Here is a 21,131-nt window from a genome sequence, read left to right on the forward strand (position 1 = left end):
TTTCCTCCCGCGGTAGGGGTGGTGGCCAGAATCGCGCGTCCTAGTACGACTTGGGGAGACCCAGGGACTGGTGGGAGACGAAGTTGAGGATCATTTCGCGGCTGACGGGCGCGATACGGGCCACCCGGGCGGCGGTGATGAGCGAGGCGAGGCCGTACTCGCGGGTGAGTCCGTTGCCGCCCAGGGTGTGGACGGCCTGGTCGACGGCTTTCACGCAGGCTTCCGCGGCGGCGTACTTCGCCATGTTGGCGGCCTCGCCCGCGCCGAGGTCGTCGCCCTCGTCGTAGAGGCGGGCGGCCTTCTGCGTCATCAGGCGGGCCAGTTCGAGTTCGATGTGGGCCTGGGCGAGGGGGTGGGCGATGGCCTGGTGGGAGCCGATGGGGGCCTTCCAGACGGTGCGTTCCCTGGCGTACTCGACGGCCCTGCCCAGCGCGTAGCGGCCCATGCCGAGGGCGAAGGCGGCGGTCATGACGCGTTCGGGGTTGAGTCCGGCGAAGAGCTGGAGGAGGCCGGCGTCCTCGTCGCCGACGAGGGCTTCGGCGGGCAGGCGCACGTCGTCGAGGACCAGCTCGAACTGCTTCTCCGGTGCCTGGAGTTCCATGTCGATCTGCGAGCGCCGGAAGCCGGGGGTGTCGCGGGGGACGATGAACAGGCACGGTTTGAGGCGGCCCGTCCTCGCGTCCTCCGTCCGGCCGACGATCAGGGTCGCGTCGGCGATGTCGACGCCGGAGACGAAGACCTTGCGTCCGGTGAGCAGCCAGTTCCCCTCACCGTCGCGGCGGGCCGTGGTGGTGATCCGGTGGGAGTTCGACCCGGCGTCGGGTTCGGTGATGCCGAAGGCCATGGTGAGGCTGCCGTCGGCGAGGCCGGGCAGCCAGGCGGCCTTCTGCCGGTCCGTGCCGAAGCGGGCGATGACGGTGCCGCAGATGGCGGGCGAGACGATCATCATGAGGAGCGGGCAGCCGGCGGCGCCCAGTTCCTCCAGGACGATGGCCAGTTCCGCCGTGCCGCCGCCCCCTCCGCCGTACTCCTCGGGGAGGTTCACCCCGAGGTAGCCGAGCTTGGCGGCCTCTGCCCAGAGTGCGTCGGGGTGCGCTCCCTCGCGCACGACGGTGGTGGCGTAGTCGCGTCCGTAGCGCTTTCCGAGAGCGGCGACGGCCGCCCGGAGCGCCTTGTGTTCCTCGGTCTCCGCGGCGGCGGGGCTGGGGCTCATGGCTGCTGTTCCTCCTGGGGCTCTTCGACGGCCTCTTCGGCCTGTACGACGGCGAGCAGGGCGCCCACCTCGACCTGGTGGCCGGGGGCGGCGTGGAGCGCGGCGAGCGTGCCGGAGGCGGGAGCGCAGACGCGGTGCTCCATCTTCATGGCCTCCAGCCAGAGCAGGGGCTGTCCGGCGGTGACGCGTGCGCCCTCCGTGAGTCCTCCGGCGACGCGGACGACGGTGCCGGGCATGGGCGCGAGCAGGGAGCCCGGTGCGGTGCGGGTGGCGGGGCCGGGGAAGCGGGGCAGGGCGGTGAGGGTGTGGGAGCCGCCGGTGGACGTGTCGACGTACACCCGGCCGCCGGTGTGCGCGGCGATGCGGAAGTGCCGCAGTACGCCGTCGGTTTCGAGGCTCACGTGATCGGCGCGTACGTCGTGCACGCGGACGCCCGGGAAGTCTTCCGCGGTGAAACCGTCGCGGGTGGCGCGGTAGCGGACCTCGTGGTCCTCTCCGCCGGGCTCGGTCCGGTAGGTCTTCACCTGGGGCCGGGAGGGCACGTTGCGCCAGCCGCCGAGGCGGGCGGCCGTTGTTCCCGCCGTCTTCCGGGCGGCGGCGTCGGCGAGGGCGGCGGCGAGGGCGGCGAGCGCCCCTTGCGAGGGGTCCGGGGACGCCTTCATCAGCTCGCCCAGGTGCCGGTCGTAGAACCCGGTGTCGAGCCGCCCGGCCGCGAAGTCCGGGTGGCGCAGTGAGCGTACGAGCAGTTCCCTGTTGGTCACCGGGCCGTGGACGCGGGCCCGCTCCAGGGCGTGGGCGAGCTTGCGCACCGCTTCGGCGCGGGTGGGCGCGTGGGCGATCACCTTGGCCAGCATCGGGTCGTAGTGCGCCCCGACGAGGTCCCCGGCCGCGTACCCGCTGTCGAGCCGCAGTCCGGGCGCCGGGGGGACGTCGAGGGCGTGCAGGGGGCCCGTCTGCGGCTGCCAGTCCCGGGAGGGGTCCTCCGCGTAGAGGCGGGCCTCCACGGCGTGCCCCGAGGGGAGCGGTGGTCCGGGCGGCAGGGCCTCGCCCTCGGCGACGCGCAGCTGGAGCGCCACCAGGTCGATGCCGAACACCGCTTCCGTCACCGGGTGCTCGACCTGGAGGCGGGTGTTCATCTCCAGGAAGTACGGGCGGCCCTCGGCGGAGACCAGGAACTCGGCGGTTCCCGCGCCCCGGTAGTCCACCGCCCGCGCCGCCGCCACGGCGGCGTCGTACAGGGTGGTGCGCAGGGCGTCGTCCAGGCCGGGCGCGGGAGCCTCCTCCACGACCTTCTGGTGGCGGCGCTGGAGGGAGCAGTCGCGGGTGCCGAGCGCCCACACCGTGCCGTGCGCGTCGGCCATCACCTGGACCTCGACGTGGCGGCCGCGTTCGACGTACGGCTCGGCGAAGACCTCACCGTCGCCGAAGGCCGAGCGGGCTTCCGCGGTGGCCGCTGCGAGCTCTCCCGGGAGCGCCGCCAGGTCGCGTACGACGCGCATGCCTCTGCCGCCGCCGCCCGCCGCCGCCTTGAGGATCAGCGGGAGGTCCGCCTCGGTGGCCCGGTCGGGGGCGACGGGGGCCAGGAGGGGGACGCCGGCGGCGGTCATGAGTTCCTTGGCGCGTGTCTTGGAGGCCATGGCGTCGATCGCCCCGGGGGGCGGCCCGATCCACACCAGGCCGGCGTCGAGTACGGCGCGGGCGAACCCGGCGTTCTCGGAGAGGAAGCCGTACCCGGGGTGCACCGCGTCCGCTCCGGCGGCCAGGGCCGCCTTCACGACGAGATCGCCGCGCAGGTACGTGTCGGAAGGCGCCGTTCCCGGGAGGCGTACCGCGGCGTCCGCGGAACGCGCGTGAAGCGCTCCCGTGTCCGCGTCGGAGTACACGGCGACCGTGGTGACGCCCAGGTGCGCGCACGTGCGGAAGATCCGGCACGCGATCTCGCCCCGGTTGGCGACGAGGACGGAAGAAATCATCGGCAAGCCCCTCACATCCGGAAGACGCCGAAGCCGCCGCGCGCGCCCTCGACCGGTGCCGTGTGGATCGCGGACAGGCACAGCCCCAGCACGGTCCTGGTGTCGCGGGGGTCGATGACCCCGTCGTCGTACAGCCGTCCCGAGAGGAACATCGGCAGGGACTCCGACTCGATCTGCTGCTCCACCATGGCGCGCAGACCCGCGTCGGCCTCGGCAGCCTTGTCGTCGTACGGCTGTCCCTTCGCGGCGGCCGACGCGCGCGCCACGATCGAGAGCACCCCCGCGAGCTGCTGCGGGCCCATGACCGCGGACTTGGAACTCGGCCAGGCGAAGAGGAAGCGGGGATCGTAGGCGCGTCCGCACATGCCGTAGTGGCCGGCGCCGTAGGAGGCGCCCATGAGGACCGACAGGTGCGGGACCTTGGAGTTGGAGACCGCGTTGATCATCATCGCGCCGTGCTTGATGATGCCGCCCTGTTCGTACTCCTTGCCGACCATGTAGCCGGTGGTGTTGTGCAGGAACACCAGGGGCGTGTCGCGCTGGTTGGCCAACTGGATGAACTGGGCGGCCTTCTGCGACTCGGCGCTGAACAGGACGCCCTGCGCGTTGGCGAGGATGCCCACGGGGTGGCCGTGCAGGCGCGCCCAGCCGGTGACGAGGCTGGGCCCGTACAGCGGCTTGAACTCGTCGAAGTCCGAGGCGTCGACGATCCGGGCGATCACTTCCCGCGGGTCGAAGGGGACCTTGAGGTCGCCGGGGACGATGCCGGCGAGTTCCTCTTCGTCGTACTTCGGCGGCTCGGCCGGGGCCGGACCGGCGTGCGCCTTGCGCCAGTTGAGACGCGCGACGATCCGCCGGGCCTGGCGCAGGGCGTCGTGTTCGTCGACGGCGAAGTGGTCGGCGAGCCCGGAGGTACGGGCGTGCATGTCGGCGCCGCCGAGGGACTCGTCGTCCGACTCCTCGCCGGTGGCCATCTTCACCAGCGGCGGGCCGCCGAGGAAGACCTTCGACCGGTCCTTGATCATGACGGTGTGGTCGGACATGCCGGGGATGTACGCCCCGCCGGCCGTGGAGTTGCCGAAGACGACCGCGATGGTCGGGATCCCGGCGGCGGACAGGCGGGTGAGGTCGCGGAAGAGCGCGCCGCCCGGGATGAAGATCTCCTTCTGGGACGGGAGGTCCGCGCCGCCGGACTCGACGAGGCTGACGGACGGGAGGCGGTTCGCGTACGCGATCTCGTTCGCCCGCAGGGCCTTCTTGAGGGTCCAGGGGTTGGAGGCACCGCCGCGCACGGTGGGGTCGGTGGCGGTGACCACGCACTCGACGCCTTCGACGACGCCGATCCCGGTGACCATGGACGCGCCCACGGCGTAGTCGCTGCCCCAGGCGGCGAGGGGGGACAGTTCGAGGAACGGGGTGTCCGGGTCGAGGAGCAGCTCGATCCGCTCGCGGGCGAGCAGCTTGCCGCGCGCGCGGTGGCGGGCGACGTACTTCTCGCCGCCGCCCGCGAGGGCCTTGGCGTGCTCGGCGTCGAGACCGGCCAGCTTGGCGAGCATGGCGGCGCGGTTGGCGGCGTACTCGGGGGACCGGGGATCCAGTGCGGTGGGCAGGACGGTCACGGGGTCACCGCCGGGGCCACCGGGGCGCCGGGGGTCGCGCGGGGTGCGGGGGCTGCGCACAGGGCCCCGGGCCTCGTACGCCGGACGGGCCGGAACAAGCCCCCTCGGGAACGTCGTACCGTCACAGGAGTACCTCCGGTATGTCGATGTGGCGGGAGCGCAGCCATTCGCCCAGCGCCTTCGCCTGGGGGTCGAAGCGGGCCCGGGAGGCGACGCCCTCGCCCAGGAGGCCCCCGGCCACGAAGTTCAGCGCGCGCAGGTTCGGCAGGACGTGCCGCGTCACGGGGAGGTCCGCGGTCTCCGGGAGCAGCTCCCGGAAGCGGTCCACCGTCAGCGTGTGCGCCAGCCACCGCCACGCGTCGTCCGAGCGGGCCCACACGCCGACGTTCGCGTCCCCGCCCTTGTCCCCGCTGCGGGCGCCCGCGACGAGTCCGAGCGGCGCCCTGCGCGTCGGCGCCGGCCCCGCCCACGCCGCGGGCGGGGCAGCGGCCGCGTCGAGCGCCTCGACCGCCCTCGTCCGTACGGGGTGCGGCACCCTCACCCGTGCTCCGTCCGGCAGCACCGCCACGTGGTCGACGTCCCCGGCGTCGATGTACACCGCCTCGAAGACCCCGTACGGAGCGCCCTTCCCGGGCGGTGCCGTCACGTGGAACCCCGGGTAGCTGCCGAGCGCGAGCTCGATCGCCGCCCCGCTGACCGCGCGGCCGACGTTCGCCGGGTCCGGGTCCCGCACGGTCAGCCGCAGCAGCGCGCTCGCGCACTCCTGTGTGTCCGCGTCCGGCCGGTCCGTACGCACCAGTTCCCAGCGGACCTCCGCCGGCCGCCCGGCCGCCGGCAGCGCGTCCTCCACCTGGTCCCGTACGAGCCCGGCCTTCGCCTCGACGTCCAGGCCGGTCAGTACGAACACGACCTCGTTGCGCCACCCGCCGACGCGGGTCAGCCCCGCCTTGAGGACGGGCGGCGGGGCCTCTCCGCGTACGTCCGAGATCCGCACCCGGTCGGGCCCGTCCTGGGCGAGGCGCACGGTGTCGAGGCGTGCCGTGACGTCGGGACCGGCGTACCGGGGCGCGCCCGTCTCGTACAGCAGCTGCGCGGTGACCGTTCCCGTGTCGACGTGACCGCCCGTTCCCCGGTGCTTCGTGACGACCGAGGAACCGTCGGAACGGATCTCCGCGAGGGGGAACCCGGGACGCCTCGCGCGGTGTTCAGGGGAACGGTCCGCGAAGAACGCGTAGTTGCCGCCGGTCGCCTGCGTCCCGCACTCCAGCACGTGCCCGGCCACCACCGCCCCCGCGAGGCGGTCGTACTCCTCGGGCCCCCAGCCGAACCACCACGCGGCCGGCCCGGTGACGAGCGCCGCGTCCGTGACGCGTCCCGTCACCACCACGTCCGCGCCGGCCCGCAGGCACTCCGCGATCCCGCCGCCGCCCAGGTAGGCGTTGGCGGTCAGGGCCCCTTCGGGCAGCGGCAGGCCGTCGCCCTCCACATGCGCGACCCGCACCGGCACACCGGTCCGGCCGGCGAGTTCCCGTACGGCGTCGGCGAGGCCGCCCGGGTTCAGCCCGCCCGCGTTGGCCACGATCCGCACCCCGCGCTCGTGCGCCAGGGCGAGGTTCTCCTCCAGCTGCCGCAGGAAGGTCTTGGCGTACCCGAGCCGGGGGTCCTTCAGCCGGTCGCGTCCGAGGACGAGCATGGTCAGTTCGGCGAGGTAGTCCCCGGTGAGGACGTCGAGCGCGCCGCCGGTGAGCATCTCCCTCATCGCGTCGAAGCGGTCGCCGTAGAAACCGGAGGCGTTGCCGATCCGCAGCGGCCGCCGCTCCGTCGCGGCGGTCACGCCCCTCCCCCGTCCCGCTTCGGCTCGCGCCCCGCCCCCGCCGGTCCGGCGAACGCCTGCGCGATGTCCAGCCACCGGTCGGCGTCGGCGCCCTCGGCGCGTACGGCGAGATCGTCCCGGTGGGCCCGCTGCGTCACCAGGAGGCAGAAGTCGAGCGCCGGGCCGGTGACCCGCTGCCGGGCGTCCTCGGGCCCGTACGCCCACAGCCCCCGCCCGTCCGGCGCGGTCAGCTCCACCCGGAACTCCTCGGCGGGCGGCGTCAGTCCCCGTACCGCGAAGGCGTAGCCGCGCGCCCGCACCCCGATCCGGGCCACGTGCCGCAGCCGCGCCGTCGGCTCCCGCCGTACGCCCACCGCGTCCGCGATGTCCTGCCCGTGCGCCCAGGTCTCCATCAGCCGCCCGGTCGCCATGGAGGCAACGCTCATCGGCGGCCCGTACCAGGGGAGTCTCACCCCGTCCGGCGCCGCCCGCAGCGCGCGCCGGAGCCGCTCGCGCCCGTCCCGCCACCGTGCCAGCAGCTCACCGGCCGGCAGCCCGGCTCCCGCCTCGGCGCCCTCGTCGACGAAGCGCTCGGGCGCGGCCAGCGCCTTGCGGACCTCCGCCGCGAAGCCCCCGGGGTCGGTGACGGACAGCAGCGCCGCCGTGTCCGTCCAGGCCAGGTGCGCGATCTGATGGGCGATGCTCCAGCCCGGTGCGGGCGTGGCGAGCGTCCACTGCCGCTCGCTCAGGCCGTCGGCCAACTGGTCGAGTTCGTCCCCTTCATCACGGAGATCGTCGAGCACGGCTGCCGGATCGGACACGGTGCGCTCCCCTCGGGGCAGGGCGGTGTGTCCCGGAGCATGACAGCGCTTCAGAAAACAAGCAAGCGTGCTTGCATTATTTCTGTGACGGCTTCGCGCGGGACGGCGCGACGGACGCGGACCGCTCCCGGGCCCTGTGCCGCGTCTGGCTCCGGACCGCTCCCATGCTCGCCCCGATGACCAGCGCGATCGCCAACGCGTCGGTCACGGAGAGCGCTTGGCGCAGCACCAGGAATCCGGCGACCGCCGCGATGGCCGGTTCCAGGCTCATCAGTACGGCGAAGGTCGCGGCCGGCAGCCGGCGCAGCGCCAGCAGTTCCAGCGTGTACGGCAGTACGGACGACATCAGCGCGACCGCCACGCCCAGCGCCACCGTGCGCGGCTCCAGCAGCCTGCCGCCCGCCCCCGCGAGCCCGAACGGGAGGCTGAACAGCGCCGCGACCGCCATCGCGAGCGCCAGCCCGTCCGCCTGCGGGAACCTGCGCCCGGTGCGCGCGCTGAAGAGGATGTACGCCGCCCAGCAGCTGCCCGCCGCGAGCGCGCAGGCCACGCCGGCCGGGTCCAGCCGGCCGAAGCCGCCGCCGCCGAGCAGCGCGACGCCGCCGAGCGCGAGTGCGGCCCACACCACGCTCATGGCGCGGCGGGACGCGAACACGGAGAGCGCGAGCGGGCCGAGCACCTCCAGGGTCACGGCCACGCCCAGCGGGATGCGGTCCAGCGCCTGGTAGAAGAAGCCGTTCATGCCGGCCATGGCGAGTCCGAAGGCGACGACGGTCCACCAGTCGGCGCGCGCGTACCCGCGCACGCGTGGCCGGCACACCACGAGCAGGATCACGGCCGCGGCGGCGAGCCGCAGGGCGACGACACCGGCCGCTCCCGTGCTCGGCATGATCGTGACCGCGACGGCGGACCCGAACTGCACCGACAGCCCGCCGGCCACCACCATCGCCACAGGACCGAGCCGGGCCCCGGGACGCGCCCCGGGGCCGGTGCCCCCGCCGGGGGCGGGCTCGGGCGCCGAGGGAGCGGAGGCGGGGGCGGGCGCGTGGCCGGGGGCGGCGGAGGTGGGCTGGTCCATGTGCTCCACGGTAAAGGGAACAGGACCGTCCACCGCCCACGCCCCTGACCGGGGACCGTCTACGGCCCCTCTGCCGGCCGGGGCGCCTACCGGGGCGCCGGTCCCTCCGCCGGTCCCTCCGCCCGTCCCTCCGCCCGTCCCTCCGCGAGTGCTTCGGCCAGTACCTCCGCCAGGTGCCTCGCCCGGCGGCCCGCCAGCTGTTCCAGCTGGGTGCGGCAGGAGAAGCCGTCCGCCAGGAGCTCCGTCCCCGGTGCGGCGTCGCGCACCGAGGGGAGCAGCTGTTCCTCCGCGCAGGCCACCGACACGTCGTAGTGGCCGCGCTCGAAGCCGAAGTTCCCGGCGAGGCCGCAGCAGCCGCCGCTGAGGGACCCGGTGAGGCCGGCCCGCTCGCGCAGTCGCCGTTCCGCCGCGTCGCCCAGTACGGCGTGCTGGTGGCAGTGCGTCTGGCCGGCGACCGGGCGGTCGATCACCGGTGGCCGCCAGTGCGGGGCGTACTCCTCCAGTGCCTGCGCGAAGGTGCGTACCGAGGAGGCGAGCGCGGCCGCTCTCGGGTCGTCCGGGAGGAGCTCGGGAAGGTCCGTCCTGAGCGCGGCCGCGCAGCTCGGTTCCAGGACGACGACGGGCAGTCCGGCGGCGCGTTCCATGCCGTCCAGGGTGCGGCGCATGACCGCGCGGGCCCTGTCGAGCTGCCCGGTCGAGACGTACGTCAGGCCGCAGCACAGCTGCCGCGGCGGCACCGTGACCCGCAGACCGGCCGCTTCCAGCACGCGCACGGCGGCCCGTCCGACGTCCGGGGAGAGGTGGTCGGTGAAGGTGTCGGGCCACAGCACGACCGTCCTGGCGCCGGGCGCCTGGGACGGCTGCCGCCCGGCCCTGTTCCGGGCCCGCCACCAGCTTCTGAAGGTGCCGGGCGCGAGGGCCGGCAGGTCGCGTTCCGGTGCGATGCCTCCCAGACGTTTCACGAGGGCGGCCGGCGGACGCACCCGGAAGGCGTGCCGCAGCACACGCGCGAACGGCGCCGCCGCACGCAGCCACACGGGAAGCCACCCCATCGCGTAGTGCGCGGCGGGGCGTACGCGGCCCTTGTAGTGGTGGTGCAGGAATTCCGCCTTGTACGTCGCCATGTCGACGCCCACCGGGCAGTCGCTCCGGCACCCCTTGCAGGACAGGCACAGGTCGAGCGCCTCCCTCACCTCCTCCGACCGCCACCCGTCCGTGACGACCTCCCCCGCGAGCATTTCGTGCAGCAGGCGCGCGCGCCCGCGCGTGGAGTGCTGTTCGTCGCCGGTGGCGCGGAAGGAGGGGCACATGACGCCCGCTCCCGGCGGCGGCTGCTCGGTGCGGCACTTCGCGACGCCCACACAGCGGCGTACGGCGGCCGAGAAGTCGCCCCCGTCGTGCGGGTAGGAGAAGGTGACGTCGACGGGGTGCCCGGGGAGCACCTCGAAGCGCAGGTTCTCGTCCAGCCGCGCGGGGCGGGCGAGCATGCCCGGGTTCATTCCGCCGGCCGGATCCCACACGTCCTTGAAGCGGCCGAAGAGCGCCACGAGTGCGTTCCCGTACATCTTCGGAAGCAGTTCGGCGCGTGCCTGTCCGTCGCCGTGCTCACCGGAGAGCGAACCGCCGTGCGCGACGACGAGTTCCGCCTGCTCCTCGGAGAACGCGCGGAAGCGTCGTACGCCGCTCTCGCTCAGCAGGTCGAAGTCGATACGGACGTGGATGCAGCCGTCGCCGAAGTGGCCGTAGGGCGTGCCGCGCAGGCCGTGTTCGGTGAGCAGGGACCTGAAGTCGCGCAGGTACGCGCCGAGCCGTGCGGGCGGTACGGCGCAGTCCTCCCAGCCGGGCCATGCCTCGCTCCCGTCGGGCATCCGCGTCGCCGTACCGCTGGCGTCCTCGCGGACGCGCCACAGGGCGCGCTGTCCGGCCGCGTCCGTGACGACTGTTCCGTCGAGCGCCTGGGCGGCCTTCACGAGCCGCTCGGCGCGCGAGAGCGCTTCGGCGGGCGAGTCCCCGCCCATCTCCACGAAGAGCCAGGCGGAGCCGCGCGGGAGCAGCCTGCGCTCGTTCTCGGGAACGAGGTCTTCGGCCATCCCTTCCACCGTGAGCGGGCCGTACGGCAGGAGCGCGGGCGCGGCCTCGGCGGCGGCGCTCTCACCGGCGTACCCGAGGACGGCGAGTGCCCGGGCGCGGGGTGCTTCCACCAGGCGTACGGTCGCCTCGCTCACCACTGCGAGCGTTCCCTCGCTTCCGCAGAACGCCCGCGCGACGTTCACGCCGTTCTCGGGAAGCAGCGCGTCCAGTGCGTATCCGGAGATGCGGCGCGGCAGCTCGGGGAACCCGGTGCGCAGGAGCGCGAGGTCGCCGTTCACCAGTGCGCGCAGCCCCTTGGGGGTGTCGCTCTGCCAGCCCTGGCCGAGGCGCAGCTCCTCTCCGCCGTAACGGACGACCGAGAGGCCGTAGATGTTGTCGGCCGTCGTTCCCCACGCCACCGAGTGCGAGCCGCACGAGTTGTTCCCGATCATGCCGCCGAGCGTGCAGCGGCTGTGCGTGGAGGGGTCCGGCCCGAACGTCAGCCCGTACACCCCCGCCGCGGCCCGCAGATCGTCGAGGACGACACCCGGCTGGACCACGACCGTGCGGGTCTCGGGATCCAGTTCCGTGATGGCGCGCATGTGCCGGGTGAAGTCGAGGACGACGCCCGTGCCGGTCGCCTGTCCCGCGATCGACGTGCCGCCGCCGCGCGGCACGACGGGCACCCCGTACGTCCGGCAGACGGCGAGCGCGGCGGCCACGTCCTCCGTGTCGCGCGGGGCGACGACACCGAGCGGCACGCGCCGGTAGTTGGAGGCGTCCATCGTCATCAGGGCGCGTGCCGCCGCGTCGAAGGCCACCTCACCGCGGACGGCCCCGCGCAGCTCGCGCGCCAGCGCCGCCGTGTCGGACCTGCGCCACGCGTTCCTCTGTTCGGCCATGCACCCAAGAATGCCCCCGCCCGCCCCCGCCCGAACCGGCCGTTCCCACCTCGCTCCCCCACCCCGGCCACCCCGCTCCCGCACCGGAGCCACCCCGCCCCCGCACCCCGTCCGCGCCCCGCCCTCACCCCCGCCACGCCCCGCCCGCGCCCCGGCCGTGCGCCCGCCTCCGCCGTCTCACCACCCGGAGTCCGCGTCTCAACCGCCGGACACGCGTCTCCAGTGCCCCCGCAAACCGGCTACGCTCCGGCTCGTGGCTGAGATCCAGATTCCCGCTGACATGAAGCCCGCCGACGGCCGTTTCGGCGCGGGCCCCTCCAAGGTGCGTACGGAGGCGCTGGACGCCCTGGCCGCCACCGGCACCTCCCTCCTCGGTACGTCCCACCGCCAGGCCCCGGTCAAGAACCTGGTCGGCTCGGTGCGCGACGGCGTACGCGACCTCTTCCAGCTCCCCGAGGGCTACGAGGTGATCCTCGGCAACGGCGGCTCCACCGCCTTCTGGGACATCGCGACCCACGGCCTGATCGAGCGGAAGTCCCAGCACCTGAACTTCGGCGAGTTCTCGTCGAAGTTCGCGAAGGCCGCCAAGCTGGCGCCCTGGCTGGACGACCCGACCGTGATCGCCTCCGACCCCGGCACGCACCCGGACCCGCGGGCCGAGGCGGGTGTCGACGTCTACGCCTTCACCCACAACGAGACCTCGACCGGTGTCGCGGCGCCGGTCAAGCGCGTCGAGGGCGCCGACGCCGGCTCCCTCGTGCTGGTCGACGCCACGTCCGGCGCGGGCGGCCTGCCGGTCGACATCGCCGAGACCGACGTCTACTACTTCGCCCCGCAGAAGTCCTTCGCCTCCGACGGCGGCCTGTGGGTCGCGGTCTTCTCCCCCGCCGCCCTGGAGCGCGCCGCGCGCGTCCACGCGTCCGGCCGCCACGTCCCGGAGTTCTTCAGCCTGCCCACGGCGATCGACAACTCCCTCAAGAACCAGACGTACAACACCCCCGCGCTGGCGACCCTCTTCCTGCTGGACGACCAGCTGAAGTGGATCAACACGCAGGGCGGTCTCGACTGGTCGACCCGCCGCACCGCGGCCTCCGCGGCCAACCTGTACGGCTGGGCCGAGGAGTCCAAGTACGCGACGCCGTTCGTCACCGACGCGGCCAAGCGCTCGCAGGTCATCGGCACGATCGACTTCTCCGACGAGATCGACGCCACGGCGGTCGCCAAGGCGCTGCGCGCCAACGGCATCGTCGACACGGAGCCGTACCGCAAGCTGGGCCGCAACCAGCTGCGCGTGGCGATGTTCCCGGCGATCGACCCGGCCGACGTCCAGGCCCTGACGGCCTGCATCGACTACGTGATCGAGAAGCTCTAGGCGTACGCGTGCGAAGGGGCCCGTCCGACACCTCCGGACGGGCCCCTTCGCATGAGCCGCTCTCCACGCGCTCGGCCGATAACCGCTCTATCCAGACCCCTCCTCGCTGCCTACAGTCCGAAGGGTCCCGGTGCTTCGCACACCTGCCGGAATGCTTGAATGCTTGACATGAACACGACAGTTCCTTCGGTTGGACCCCCCAAGTTCGCCCGACGACCGATCGGAGCACCATGCCCAGCCACGTACCCAGGCACCGAGAGCTGCTCGCCGGCGGTGCGGCCGCCGCGCTGCTCGCCTCCACCCTGTTCGCACAGGGCGCCTCCGCGGCCCCCGGCACCGGGATCGTCGCGCCGCCCGACAAGATCGTCATCGAGATCGCGACCGTCAACGGATCGGGCTGTCCCCAGGGAACGGCCGCCGTGGCCGTCTCCCCGGACAACACGGCCTTCACCGTCACGTACAGCGAATACCTCGCCCAGGTCGGCCTCGGCGCGAAGCCGACCGACTTCCGCAAGAACTGCCAGCTCAACCTGATCGTGCACGTCCCGCACGGCTTCACCTACGCGGTCGCCAGCGCCGACTACCGCGGTTACGCCCGTCTCCAGGCCGGCGCCACCGCCACCCAGAAGGCGTCGTACTACTTCCAGGGCTCCCCCGACACGGCGTCCAGGACCCATCCGCACACCGGGCCGTACGACAACAACTGGCAGGCGACCGACGAGACCGACTGGGGCCAGCTGGTCTGGGCGCCCTGCGGGGCGAAGCGGAACTTCAACATCAACACCGAGCTGCGCGTCAGCGCGGGCACCTCCGACCCGGCGAAGACGAACAGCTTCATCGCCATGGACTCGACGGACGGCGACATCAAGACCATCTACCGGCTGGCCTGGAAGGAGTGCCCGGCCTAGCCACGACCGGGTGGGCCCGCACCCCTCCCGGGCCCACCCCCCGGCCTCCTCAGCAGCCCCCCGGCTCAGCGACTCAGCGGCTCACCGGCTGAGCCCCTGGAACCGCCGCACCGCCAGCGGCAGGAACACCGCCGTGATCACCAGCGGCCAGACCACCGCCATCGGCACCGCGTTCTCCTCGATCCAGGAGCCACCGCTCACCGGCTGCCCGAAGAGCTCGCGGGTCGCCGTCACCGTCGACGAGACCGGATTCCACGCGGCGACGGGACCGAGCCAGCTCGGCATCAGGGACGGGGCCACGAAGATGCTGGAGATCATCGTCAGCGGGAACGCCACGGCGTAGAGCCCGCCGGCCGCTTCCGCGTTGGGCACGAGCAGCCCCAGCCAGACGCCCACCCAGATCAGGCTGAAGCGCAGCAGCAGGAGCAGTCCGAAAGCGCCGACCGCCGCGAGCGCGCCGCCCTCGGCCTCCCAGCCGATGAGCAGGGCCGTCCCCGCAAGGATCGCCAACTCGGCGCAGGCGACCAGCAGATCGGACACGCCCCGCCCGGACGCCACCGCCGACGGCGCCATCGGCATGGAGCGGAACCGGTCGATCACACCCTTCGTCGAGTCCGTGACCACGGCCATCGTCGTACCCATGAAACCGAAAGCCATGGTGGACGCGAACATGCCCGGCATCAGGAACTCCCGGTAGTCCCCGTCCCCGGGCACCGCCATCGCCTCGCCGAAGACGAACCCGTACAGCAGTACGGAGACGATCGGGAAGCCGAGCTGCCAGACGATGGTCATGGGCTGGCGCTGATAGTGGGTGAGGGTGCGCCGGGTGACGTTCCAGCAGTCGGCCAGCGCCCAGTAGAGCCTGCGCTCGGGTCCCGCCACGGCGGCGTACGCAGTGTCCGCGGTGCTCTTCGCAGGGGTGTTCGCAGGGGTGTTCGCGGTGCTCATGCCGCTGCCTCCAGTTCCGCGCGGTGTCCGGTCAGGCGCAGGAACACGTCGTCGAGGCTCGGCCTGCGCAGTCCGATGTCCTCCACCGCGATGCCCTCGTCCTGCAACGTCCGCGCCACCTCTGTCAGCGCCGCCACCCGGTCGCCGACCTGCGCGTGCACCCGCAGCGCCGCGCCGTCCGCCTCCGGTTCGGACTCCGAAACCCGGGCGATCACCTTGGCGGCGACCGCGAGATCCGCCGCGTTCCCGACCACGACCTCGATACGGTCGCCGCCGACCCGGTTCTTCAGCCCGTCCGGGGTGTCGTCGGCGATGGCCCGCCCCCGGTCGATGACGGTGATGCGCGAGGCCAGCTTGTCCGCCTCCTCCAGGTACTGGGTCGTCAGCAGTACGGTCGTGCCGCCCGCCACCAAGGCCCGTACCGCATCCCACACTTCCCCCCGCCCGCGCGGATCGAGCCCGGTCGTCGGCTCGTCGAGGAAGAGCACCCGGGGGGCGAGGATCATCGACGCGGCGAGGTCCAGCCGGCGCCGCATCCCGCCGCTGTAGGCGGCCACGCCCCTGTCCCCGGCCTCCACCAGGTCGAACTGCGCCAGGAGTTCGCGGGCCCGCGCGCTCGCGCGCTTGCCGCCCAGGTGGAAGAGGCGGCCGAACATCTCCAGGTTCTGCCGCCCGGTCAGCACCTCGTCGACCGCCGCGTACTGTCCGGCGAGGCCGATCCGGCGGCGTACGAGCCGGGGATCGCGGGCCACGTCCACGCCCGCGACCTCCGCGCGGCCGCCGTCGGACGTGAGCAGCGTGGCCAGGACGCGCACGGCGGTCGTCTTGCCCGCGCCGTTGGGTCCGAGGAGGCCGTGGACGGTGCCCGCGCGGACGGCGAGGTCGAAGCCGTCGAGGGCGGGTTTCCGGGCACCGCCGCCCGCCCCCCTCTTCTCGGCGTACCGCTTGTGCAGCCCTTCGGCCCGCACGGCGTAATCGGTGCCACTCACAAGGGGCTCCCTTCCCGCTCACGATGAAACTGAGTACGGCGTACTCGAATGAGAGTACAGCGTACTCAGTTTGCGTCCGGGCGATTTAAGGTGAGCTCATGAAGAAGACGACCGGGACCGGCGGCACGAACGCCACGAGTGACACGAGCGCCGGCGGCAGCGGCCGCATCGGCCGCAGCCTCGAAATCCTCTGGGGTACGGGCGAGCGTCCGAGCCGCGGTCCCAAGCCCGGCCTCACCCTCGACCGCATCGTCGGCACGGCGGTCGCGCTCGCGGACGCGGAGGGCATGGACGCGGTGTCGATGCGCCGTCTGTCCACCGAACTCGGCACCGGCACCATGTCGCTGTACCGCTACGTGCCGGGCAAGGCCGAGCTGCTCGACCTGATGCTCGACCGCGTACAGGGTGAACCGCTCGACGCGGTCGGCACCCGGGAACCGGCCGACTGGCGGGCGGCCGTCGAGGCCATGGCCCGCACCCATCTGGCCCTGCTGCGGCGCCACCCCTGGCTGCTGAAGATCAACCAGGCGCGCACGGTACTCGGCCCGAGCGCCGTGCGGAGCCTCGAAGTGTCACTGGCCGCGCTCAAGGGGATGGGGCTCAGGGACAAGGAGCTGATCTCCGCGATCATCACGGTGCAGAGCTTCGTCGTCGGCGTGGCCCGGATGGAGGCGGAGGCCGACGAGGCGGCCAAGGAGACGGGGCTGAGCCACGAGGACTTCTGGGCGAGCCAGACGCCGTACCTCGAACGGGCCATGGCGAGCGGCCGGTTTCCGCTGGTGGCGGGTCTCGACGAGGACACCTTCTCCCCCGACTTCGACCACTTCGCATTCGGCCTGCGCCGCTTGATCGCCGGTTTCGAAGTGCTGGTGGCGGAGCGGGCCGACGGAAGGTGACCGGGCGCGGCACCCAGGCGTACGGACGCGTCGGCAGCCGGGCGCGGGGCGTCAGGGCGCGTCGGCAGCCGGGCTCGGGGCGTCAGGGCGTGCCTCGCGCCGTGGCCGGCTCCGGCCCCCGTCCCGCTGGGCCACCCGCGCGTCGAGGACCAGCACCGCGCCCGCCGCCACGATCCACCGCCCGCACCACGGGCCGCCCACGCGCGGCGCCGCACCCGCAGAGCCGCCCCGCCCTCTCAGAACCGGGCGTGCGCCGTGATGTCCGCGCCGAACTGGTCGATCATCTCGGGCGTCACCGTCGGCCGGCACTGCGCGATCGCCGCCAGGTAGTCCTCGGTGCCCGCGCCCAGCGCGCGCGGATCGCCCGCACCGGCCCCGATCTCCTCCAGGTCCCGCTCGAACGCGGCCTGGGCGGCGATGCGGGCCGCGTGCTCGATGTCCGCCGGCGTGAACAGTTCACTGGCCGCCACCAGCACCGCCACGTCCACATCCGCCCGGCCGTCCGTGTACCGGGACCAGATCGCCGCCCGCGCCGCCGTGTCCGGCGTACCGATGGGGATCAGGTAGTCGAACCTGCCGGGCCGCAGGAACGCCGGGTCGAGCGACCGGACGGAGTTGGTGGCGCACACCAGCAGACGCTCGTCGCCCTCCCGGAAGCCCGGTATGAGCTTGAGCAGCTCGTTGGTCACTCCGTGCATCCCGCCCGGCTGCGCGGGCTCGGTCCGTACGGGAGCGATCTCCTCCACCTCGTCGATGAAGACCAGCACCCGCTCCAGCTCCGCGATACGGGCGAACGCGTCGCGCAGGGCCGCCGCGAGGTTGCCCTCGTCGGCCAGCCGCGACGGCAGCAGCTCGACGAACGGCCAGCCCAGCTTGGAGGCGATGCCTCTCGCGAACGTCGTTTTGCCGGTCCCGGGAGGTCCGAAAAGGGCGATCGCGCGCGGTGGCCGGACCCCGTGCCGGGCGGCGCGCTCCGGCTGCGCGAGCGGCAGTACGACGCGCCGCTCGATCAGGTCCTTCTCCGCCTCCATGCCGGCCACCTTCGCCCAGAGGTCACTGGGCAGGAACCGCCCGCCCAGGTCCTCCAGGAGACTGGCCGCGGGGCCGTGCAGCGGCTCGACCTTCTCGAAGTACGCCACGGCCGGCCGGCGCGTGTACCCCGCGTTGAGCAGCCCTTCGCCGAGCAGGTCCTCCTCGGGCAGCACGTACGCGATACGCCCCACCCGCGCCGCGACGAGCCGCCGCTCCAGCTCCACCAGGAGAGCACTGGCCAGTCCCCGCCCGCGCCAGGCCGAGGAGATCGCGATGCGCATCACCCAGGCGCGCTCCCCGGCCACACAGGCGAGCGCCGCGCCGATGGGGACGCCCTGGTGCACGGCGACGACGGCGGGCTGCCGCGAGGTGAGCGCACCGATGCACTCGGCGAGCGAGAAGACCGACTCCTGCCCGAGTTCGGCCGTGGTGTCGATCAGGTGGACCACTGCCGCGAGATCGCTCTCGCGGTAGTCATGGATCAGCCAGTTCACCGGTACCGCCCCTCGTAGGTGCTGGTGTTGTTCCGGTGAGGCTAGGGGCGACGGTGCGGCGGGTCCTGCGCCGCTGTGCACAATCCCCGGCGGGAAACCCGACGTTCCGTCCGTAGCCAGGGCGGCCGGCGAACGCGTGGGGACGTTCCCGGGAACGGGCCGATGGCCCCCCGCCCGCGCGCGCGGAACGGAAGGCCATCGACTCGTGAGGGTGCTGGTGATGCGGTGGTGCTGACGCCGCCGAGGGCCGACTAGTCGGGCGGGTACTGCCCCTGGCCGCCCATCGCGCCCTCCTGCTGGCTCTGCTCCTGCAGCCGCCGGGCCTTCTCCTGAAGCTTCTGGCGCTCCTGCGGGTCGGTCGCGCGCTCCGCCGCCTGCTTCAGCTGCTCGGCCTTGTCTCGCATCTGCTGTACGCGGCCACGGGATTCGCCTGCAACGCTCATCGTCACTCCTTGACGCTAGGAAGAGCGGGTCCCCTCCAGCGAAGCAGCAACCCGTCACCCTCGCACGCCGAACCGTCACCGTCCGTTACGCCGCCCCCTAGGATCGACGTCCCCGCCGCTTCAGCCCGAGGAACGCGGCCACCACGCCCCCGAGCACGACGAGCCCCAGGGTGACCTCGCCGTCACCACCGCCACCGCTGCCGCTCCCCTCGCCGCCACCGCCCGAACCCCCTTCCCCGGAAGGGGACTTGCCCCCACTCCCCTGCCCTCCGCCGCCGCCTTCCCGGCCCTTCACTTCCACCCGCGCGACCTCGCTCCCGACGCCCTCGGAGCCGAACATCATGGCCGTGCCGTCGGCCGTGTACGTCACCGACTCGGCCTGCCGCTGGAACGGTGCGCCCACCCCCCGGTCGGCCCCCAGCCGCCCTGCGCCCCCGCTCCCGGCCTTCCACTCGTACGCACGCGCGCTGAGGTAGGAACGCAGCACCAGCTCCTTCCCGTCCGGCGAGAACGCCCCGTCCGTCACCCACGGCACCTCGCCCACCCGCCGGAAGACGTTCGTGCCGCCGGCCGACAGCCGGGCGGGCCCTTCGTAGAGCCCGCCGCCGTCCTCGTTCTTGCTGGCGATGTAGACCCGGCCGGTTCGGGGATGCACCATCAGGGCCTCGGCGTCGCGCGCCCCGTCGGCGTACTCCACCGTGAACTGCGTCGCGTCGACCGTCGCGTCGCCGAGCTTCCGGGGTTCGGGGAAGCGGTAGATCCAGACGTGGTCCCAGGTCCCGCCCAGGTTGTCGCCGATGTCGCCGACGTATATGTTCCCGTCGGCTCCGATCGAGATCGCTTCGACGTCGCGCGGCGCACCGACCCCGCGCAGGGTGAGGGTCGCGACCGTCTCTCCGCTCCTGGAGTCCACGGCATAGACGAACGCCCCGTCGTCGCTGTCGTTGTGCGTCCAGTAGACGCCGGGGTGGACACGGCTGGCGGCCAGGCCGCTGGACTCGGTGATCCGCGGGTCCTTGATCGTGAAGCCGTCGTCGGCGACGGCGGTGCCGGCCGCGCCCAGCAGGAGAGCGGCGGCGGCGACAACGGGAACGGCGGCGTACGAGAGCGAGCGCATGGCCCAAGTGTTCATCATCACGTCGCAGGCCACGGCGGTGATCCGGGATGATGACGCAATGCGCTTCCTGTTTGTCGGCGACTCCATGACCGTCGGGTGCGCCGGCGACTTCACGTGGCGCTATCGCATGTGGCAGCACCTCGCGGCGTCGTTCGGCGGCCCCTTCGAGGTCATCGGTCCCCGCACCGAGCTGTACGACGCCTCCGTGGACGCCCCGGTCTCCCGCGCGTACGCCGACCCGGACTTCCCGCCGCACGCCCGCCGCCACCTGTCGGGCTGGGGCGAGGGGTGGCTGCACATGGCGCCCCTGATCCGGGAGGCGGTCGCCTCGTCCGGGGCGGACGTCCTCCTGGTCTCCCTGGGCCTGATAGACCTCGGCTTCTACACGGACGCGGCGCAGACCGCCGACAACGCGGAGCGCTTCATCACCGAGGCCCGCGCCGCCAACCCGCGCGTCCGCATCGTGATCCACCCGGTCATCCCGAACGTCCGGGCCGAGTCCGACGCCCCGTTCGCCGCCGAGTGCGCCCGCTTCAACGAGCTCCTGTCCAAGGCGGTCGCGAACCTCGACGCACCCGGGGCGTCCCCGCTGCTGCTGGCGGCGCCCCACCCGGCGTACGACATCCACCGGGACACGTACGACGGCACACACCCGGGCCCGACGGGCGAACACAAACTGGCGGCGGCCTTCGCGGACGCGATGCACGGGGCGTGGGGCCTGGGGGCGCCGTACCCCTTGTCTTCCTCCGCGCCCTCCCCCTCATTCAGCCGCGCGTGACCCGGCCGCCGTGCGTATCGTTGTACTGCGCGGGCTGCCCGCGCACACGCGGCAGCGGGGAGGAGCCGCACGATGACCGTCGTAGAGACCGACAGGATCGAGATGGCCGACAGCAGCGACGAGCTGACTCTGGACATGTTGTTCGAGTGGCTCGAGCGGATGCCCGTCCCCGAGGGATACAAGGTCGAGGTCGTCGAGGGGACCATCCACATGTCGCCGCAACGGCAGACTCACTGGGAAATCATTCTGGACATCGTCGAGCAGCTGCGGGCGAAGTACCCGAGGAAGCGGACTGCCTCGGACGTCCGCATCGACTTCCCGGGCCACCTCAACGGTTTCGCGTCCGACGTCGTCGCGCTCGCGGACGGCGCCGCCAAGAACGCCAAGGGCCGCTGGCGCTACGAGGACATCGAGTTCGTGGCCGAGGTCATCTCCAAGGACACCGCGCCCAACGACTACGGGCCCAAGAAGGCCGCGTACGCCGCCGCCGGCGTCCCCGTCTACCTGGTCGCCGACCCGTACACCGGGCAGTGCCACCTCTACACGCTCCCGAAGGGCGACGAGTACCGAGGCGAACTGACCCTCGACTTCGGCGACCCCGTCGACCTGACCGGCACGGTCGTCGGCCTCACCCTCTCCACCGACGAGTTCCCCCGCGACTGACC

At 73.0% G+C, this 21,131-nt stretch carries 17 protein-coding genes; 5 read left to right on the forward strand and 12 right to left on the reverse strand.

Going from position 1 to position 21,131, the window contains the following annotated elements:
• Nucleotides 1–40: 40 nt before the first annotated feature.
• The 7 genes from ACWD0Y_RS02240 to ACWD0Y_RS02270 form a co-directional block, all read right to left on the reverse strand.
• Nucleotides 41–1,213 carry an acyl-CoA dehydrogenase family protein gene (locus ACWD0Y_RS02240; RefSeq protein WP_450258583.1) on the reverse strand — a complete coding sequence of 391 codons (1,173 nt, stop codon included), beginning with the start codon at nt 1,211–1,213 and terminating at the stop codon, nt 41–43.
• Nucleotides 1,210–3,186, reverse strand: coding sequence for an acetyl/propionyl/methylcrotonyl-CoA carboxylase subunit alpha (locus tag ACWD0Y_RS02245; RefSeq protein WP_450258584.1), 1,977 nt, complete (start codon nt 3,184–3,186; stop codon nt 1,210–1,212). Before ACWD0Y_RS02245 ends, ACWD0Y_RS02240 begins: the two co-directional genes overlap by 4 nt.
• A gap of 11 nt (nt 3,187–3,197) precedes the next feature.
• On the reverse strand, nt 3,198–4,805 hold the full coding sequence (locus ACWD0Y_RS02250) for an acyl-CoA carboxylase subunit beta (protein ID WP_450258585.1): 1,608 nt from the start codon (nt 4,803–4,805) through the stop codon (nt 3,198–3,200).
• A gap of 121 nt (nt 4,806–4,926) precedes the next feature.
• Nucleotides 4,927–6,564, reverse strand: a complete 1,638-nt coding sequence (locus tag ACWD0Y_RS02255; RefSeq protein ID WP_450258641.1) for an acyclic terpene utilization AtuA family protein — start codon at nt 6,562–6,564, stop codon at nt 4,927–4,929.
• A 71-nt stretch (nt 6,565–6,635) separates the two neighbouring features.
• Entirely contained in the window at nt 6,636–7,439 is an 804-nt protein-coding gene (locus tag ACWD0Y_RS02260; RefSeq protein ID WP_450258586.1) for a TIGR03084 family metal-binding protein, read from the reverse strand.
• Nucleotides 7,440–7,515: 76 nt separating this feature from the next.
• The gene (locus ACWD0Y_RS02265) at nt 7,516–8,517 is read right to left on the reverse strand and encodes an EamA family transporter (protein WP_450258587.1); all 1,002 of its coding nucleotides are present in this window, start codon (nt 8,515–8,517) and stop codon (nt 7,516–7,518) included.
• An 86-nt stretch (nt 8,518–8,603) separates the two neighbouring features.
• Nucleotides 8,604–11,489 carry an FAD-binding and (Fe-S)-binding domain-containing protein gene (locus tag ACWD0Y_RS02270; RefSeq protein ID WP_450258588.1) on the reverse strand — a complete coding sequence of 962 codons (2,886 nt, stop codon included), beginning with the start codon at nt 11,487–11,489 and terminating at the stop codon, nt 8,604–8,606.
• 253 nt (nt 11,490–11,742) lie between these two features.
• Here ACWD0Y_RS02270 and serC point away from each other — a divergent pair, with 253 nt between their 5' ends.
• Together serC and ACWD0Y_RS02280 are read left to right on the forward strand one after the other, a co-directional pair.
• Nucleotides 11,743–12,861, forward strand: coding sequence for a phosphoserine transaminase (serC, locus tag ACWD0Y_RS02275; RefSeq protein WP_450258589.1), 1,119 nt, complete (start codon nt 11,743–11,745; stop codon nt 12,859–12,861).
• A gap of 230 nt (nt 12,862–13,091) precedes the next feature.
• Entirely contained in the window at nt 13,092–13,769 is a 678-nt protein-coding gene (locus tag ACWD0Y_RS02280) for a DUF4360 domain-containing protein (RefSeq protein WP_450258590.1), read from the forward strand.
• 81 nt (nt 13,770–13,850) lie between these two features.
• Here ACWD0Y_RS02280 and ACWD0Y_RS02285 read toward each other — a convergent pair whose 3' ends face one another.
• Both ACWD0Y_RS02285 and ACWD0Y_RS02290 read right to left on the reverse strand, forming a co-directional pair.
• The gene (locus ACWD0Y_RS02285) at nt 13,851–14,717 is read right to left on the reverse strand and encodes an ABC transporter permease (protein WP_450258591.1); all 867 of its coding nucleotides are present in this window, start codon (nt 14,715–14,717) and stop codon (nt 13,851–13,853) included.
• Nucleotides 14,714–15,706 (reverse strand): ATP-binding cassette domain-containing protein, encoded by a 993-nt coding sequence (locus tag ACWD0Y_RS02290; RefSeq protein ID WP_450258592.1) that lies wholly within the window; start codon nt 15,704–15,706, stop codon nt 14,714–14,716. The genes ACWD0Y_RS02285 and ACWD0Y_RS02290 overlap by 4 nt, the downstream gene beginning before the upstream one ends.
• A 98-nt stretch (nt 15,707–15,804) precedes the next feature.
• Between ACWD0Y_RS02290 and ACWD0Y_RS02295 the strand changes: the two genes are divergently transcribed.
• Nucleotides 15,805–16,602, forward strand: a complete 798-nt coding sequence (locus ACWD0Y_RS02295; RefSeq protein WP_450258593.1) for a TetR/AcrR family transcriptional regulator — start codon at nt 15,805–15,807, stop codon at nt 16,600–16,602.
• A 236-nt stretch (nt 16,603–16,838) separates the two neighbouring features.
• Here the strand turns inward: ACWD0Y_RS02295 and ACWD0Y_RS02300 are convergent, their stop codons facing one another.
• From ACWD0Y_RS02300 to ACWD0Y_RS02310, 3 genes are all read right to left on the reverse strand, one after another.
• Nucleotides 16,839–18,128 carry an ATP-binding protein gene (locus tag ACWD0Y_RS02300; protein ID WP_450258594.1) on the reverse strand — a complete coding sequence of 430 codons (1,290 nt, stop codon included), beginning with the start codon at nt 18,126–18,128 and terminating at the stop codon, nt 16,839–16,841.
• A gap of 251 nt (nt 18,129–18,379) precedes the next feature.
• Nucleotides 18,380–18,571, reverse strand: a complete 192-nt coding sequence (locus ACWD0Y_RS02305; protein WP_450258595.1) for a DUF6381 family protein — start codon at nt 18,569–18,571, stop codon at nt 18,380–18,382.
• Between the two features lie 97 nt (nt 18,572–18,668).
• Nucleotides 18,669–19,688 carry a WD40 repeat domain-containing protein gene (locus ACWD0Y_RS02310; RefSeq protein ID WP_450258596.1) on the reverse strand — a complete coding sequence of 340 codons (1,020 nt, stop codon included), beginning with the start codon at nt 19,686–19,688 and terminating at the stop codon, nt 18,669–18,671.
• A gap of 58 nt (nt 19,689–19,746) precedes the next feature.
• On the opposite strand from ACWD0Y_RS02310, the gene ACWD0Y_RS02315 reads away from it, so the two are divergent.
• Together ACWD0Y_RS02315 and ACWD0Y_RS02320 are read left to right on the forward strand one after the other, a co-directional pair.
• Entirely contained in the window at nt 19,747–20,466 is a 720-nt protein-coding gene (locus ACWD0Y_RS02315) for a GDSL-type esterase/lipase family protein (protein WP_450258597.1), read from the forward strand.
• A gap of 72 nt (nt 20,467–20,538) precedes the next feature.
• Complete coding sequence (locus ACWD0Y_RS02320) at nt 20,539–21,129, forward strand: Uma2 family endonuclease (protein WP_450258598.1); 591 nt, start codon at nt 20,539–20,541, stop codon at nt 21,127–21,129.
• Nucleotides 21,130–21,131 lie beyond the last annotated feature (2 nt).

This window comes from Streptomyces altiplanensis (assembly GCF_053591575.1).

Coding starts and splice junctions, on each gene's coding strand:
- ACWD0Y_RS02240 (WP_450258583.1), bottom strand. CDS start 1,213: ATGAGCCCCAGCCCCGCCGCCGCGGAGACCGAGGAACACAAGGCGCTC.
- ACWD0Y_RS02245 (WP_450258584.1), bottom strand. CDS start 3,186: ATGATTTCTTCCGTCCTCGTCGCCAACCGGGGCGAGATCGCGTGCCGG.
- ACWD0Y_RS02255 (WP_450258641.1), bottom strand. CDS start 6,564: ATGAGGGAGATGCTCACCGGCGGCGCGCTCGACGTCCTCACCGGGGAC.
- ACWD0Y_RS02265 (WP_450258587.1), bottom strand. CDS start 8,517: ATGGACCAGCCCACCTCCGCCGCCCCCGGCCACGCGCCCGCCCCCGCC.
- ACWD0Y_RS02270 (WP_450258588.1), bottom strand. CDS start 11,489: ATGGCCGAACAGAGGAACGCGTGGCGCAGGTCCGACACGGCGGCGCTG.
- ACWD0Y_RS02280 (WP_450258590.1), top strand. CDS start 13,092: ATGCCCAGCCACGTACCCAGGCACCGAGAGCTGCTCGCCGGCGGTGCG.
- ACWD0Y_RS02285 (WP_450258591.1), bottom strand. CDS start 14,717: ATGAGCACCGCGAACACCCCTGCGAACACCCCTGCGAAGAGCACCGCG.
- ACWD0Y_RS02295 (WP_450258593.1), top strand. CDS start 15,805: ATGAAGAAGACGACCGGGACCGGCGGCACGAACGCCACGAGTGACACG.
- ACWD0Y_RS02305 (WP_450258595.1), bottom strand. CDS start 18,571: ATGAGCGTTGCAGGCGAATCCCGTGGCCGCGTACAGCAGATGCGAGAC.
- ACWD0Y_RS02310 (WP_450258596.1), bottom strand. CDS start 19,688: ATGCGCTCGCTCTCGTACGCCGCCGTTCCCGTTGTCGCCGCCGCCGCT.
- ACWD0Y_RS02315 (WP_450258597.1), top strand. CDS start 19,747: ATGCGCTTCCTGTTTGTCGGCGACTCCATGACCGTCGGGTGCGCCGGC.
- ACWD0Y_RS02320 (WP_450258598.1), top strand. CDS start 20,539: ATGACCGTCGTAGAGACCGACAGGATCGAGATGGCCGACAGCAGCGAC.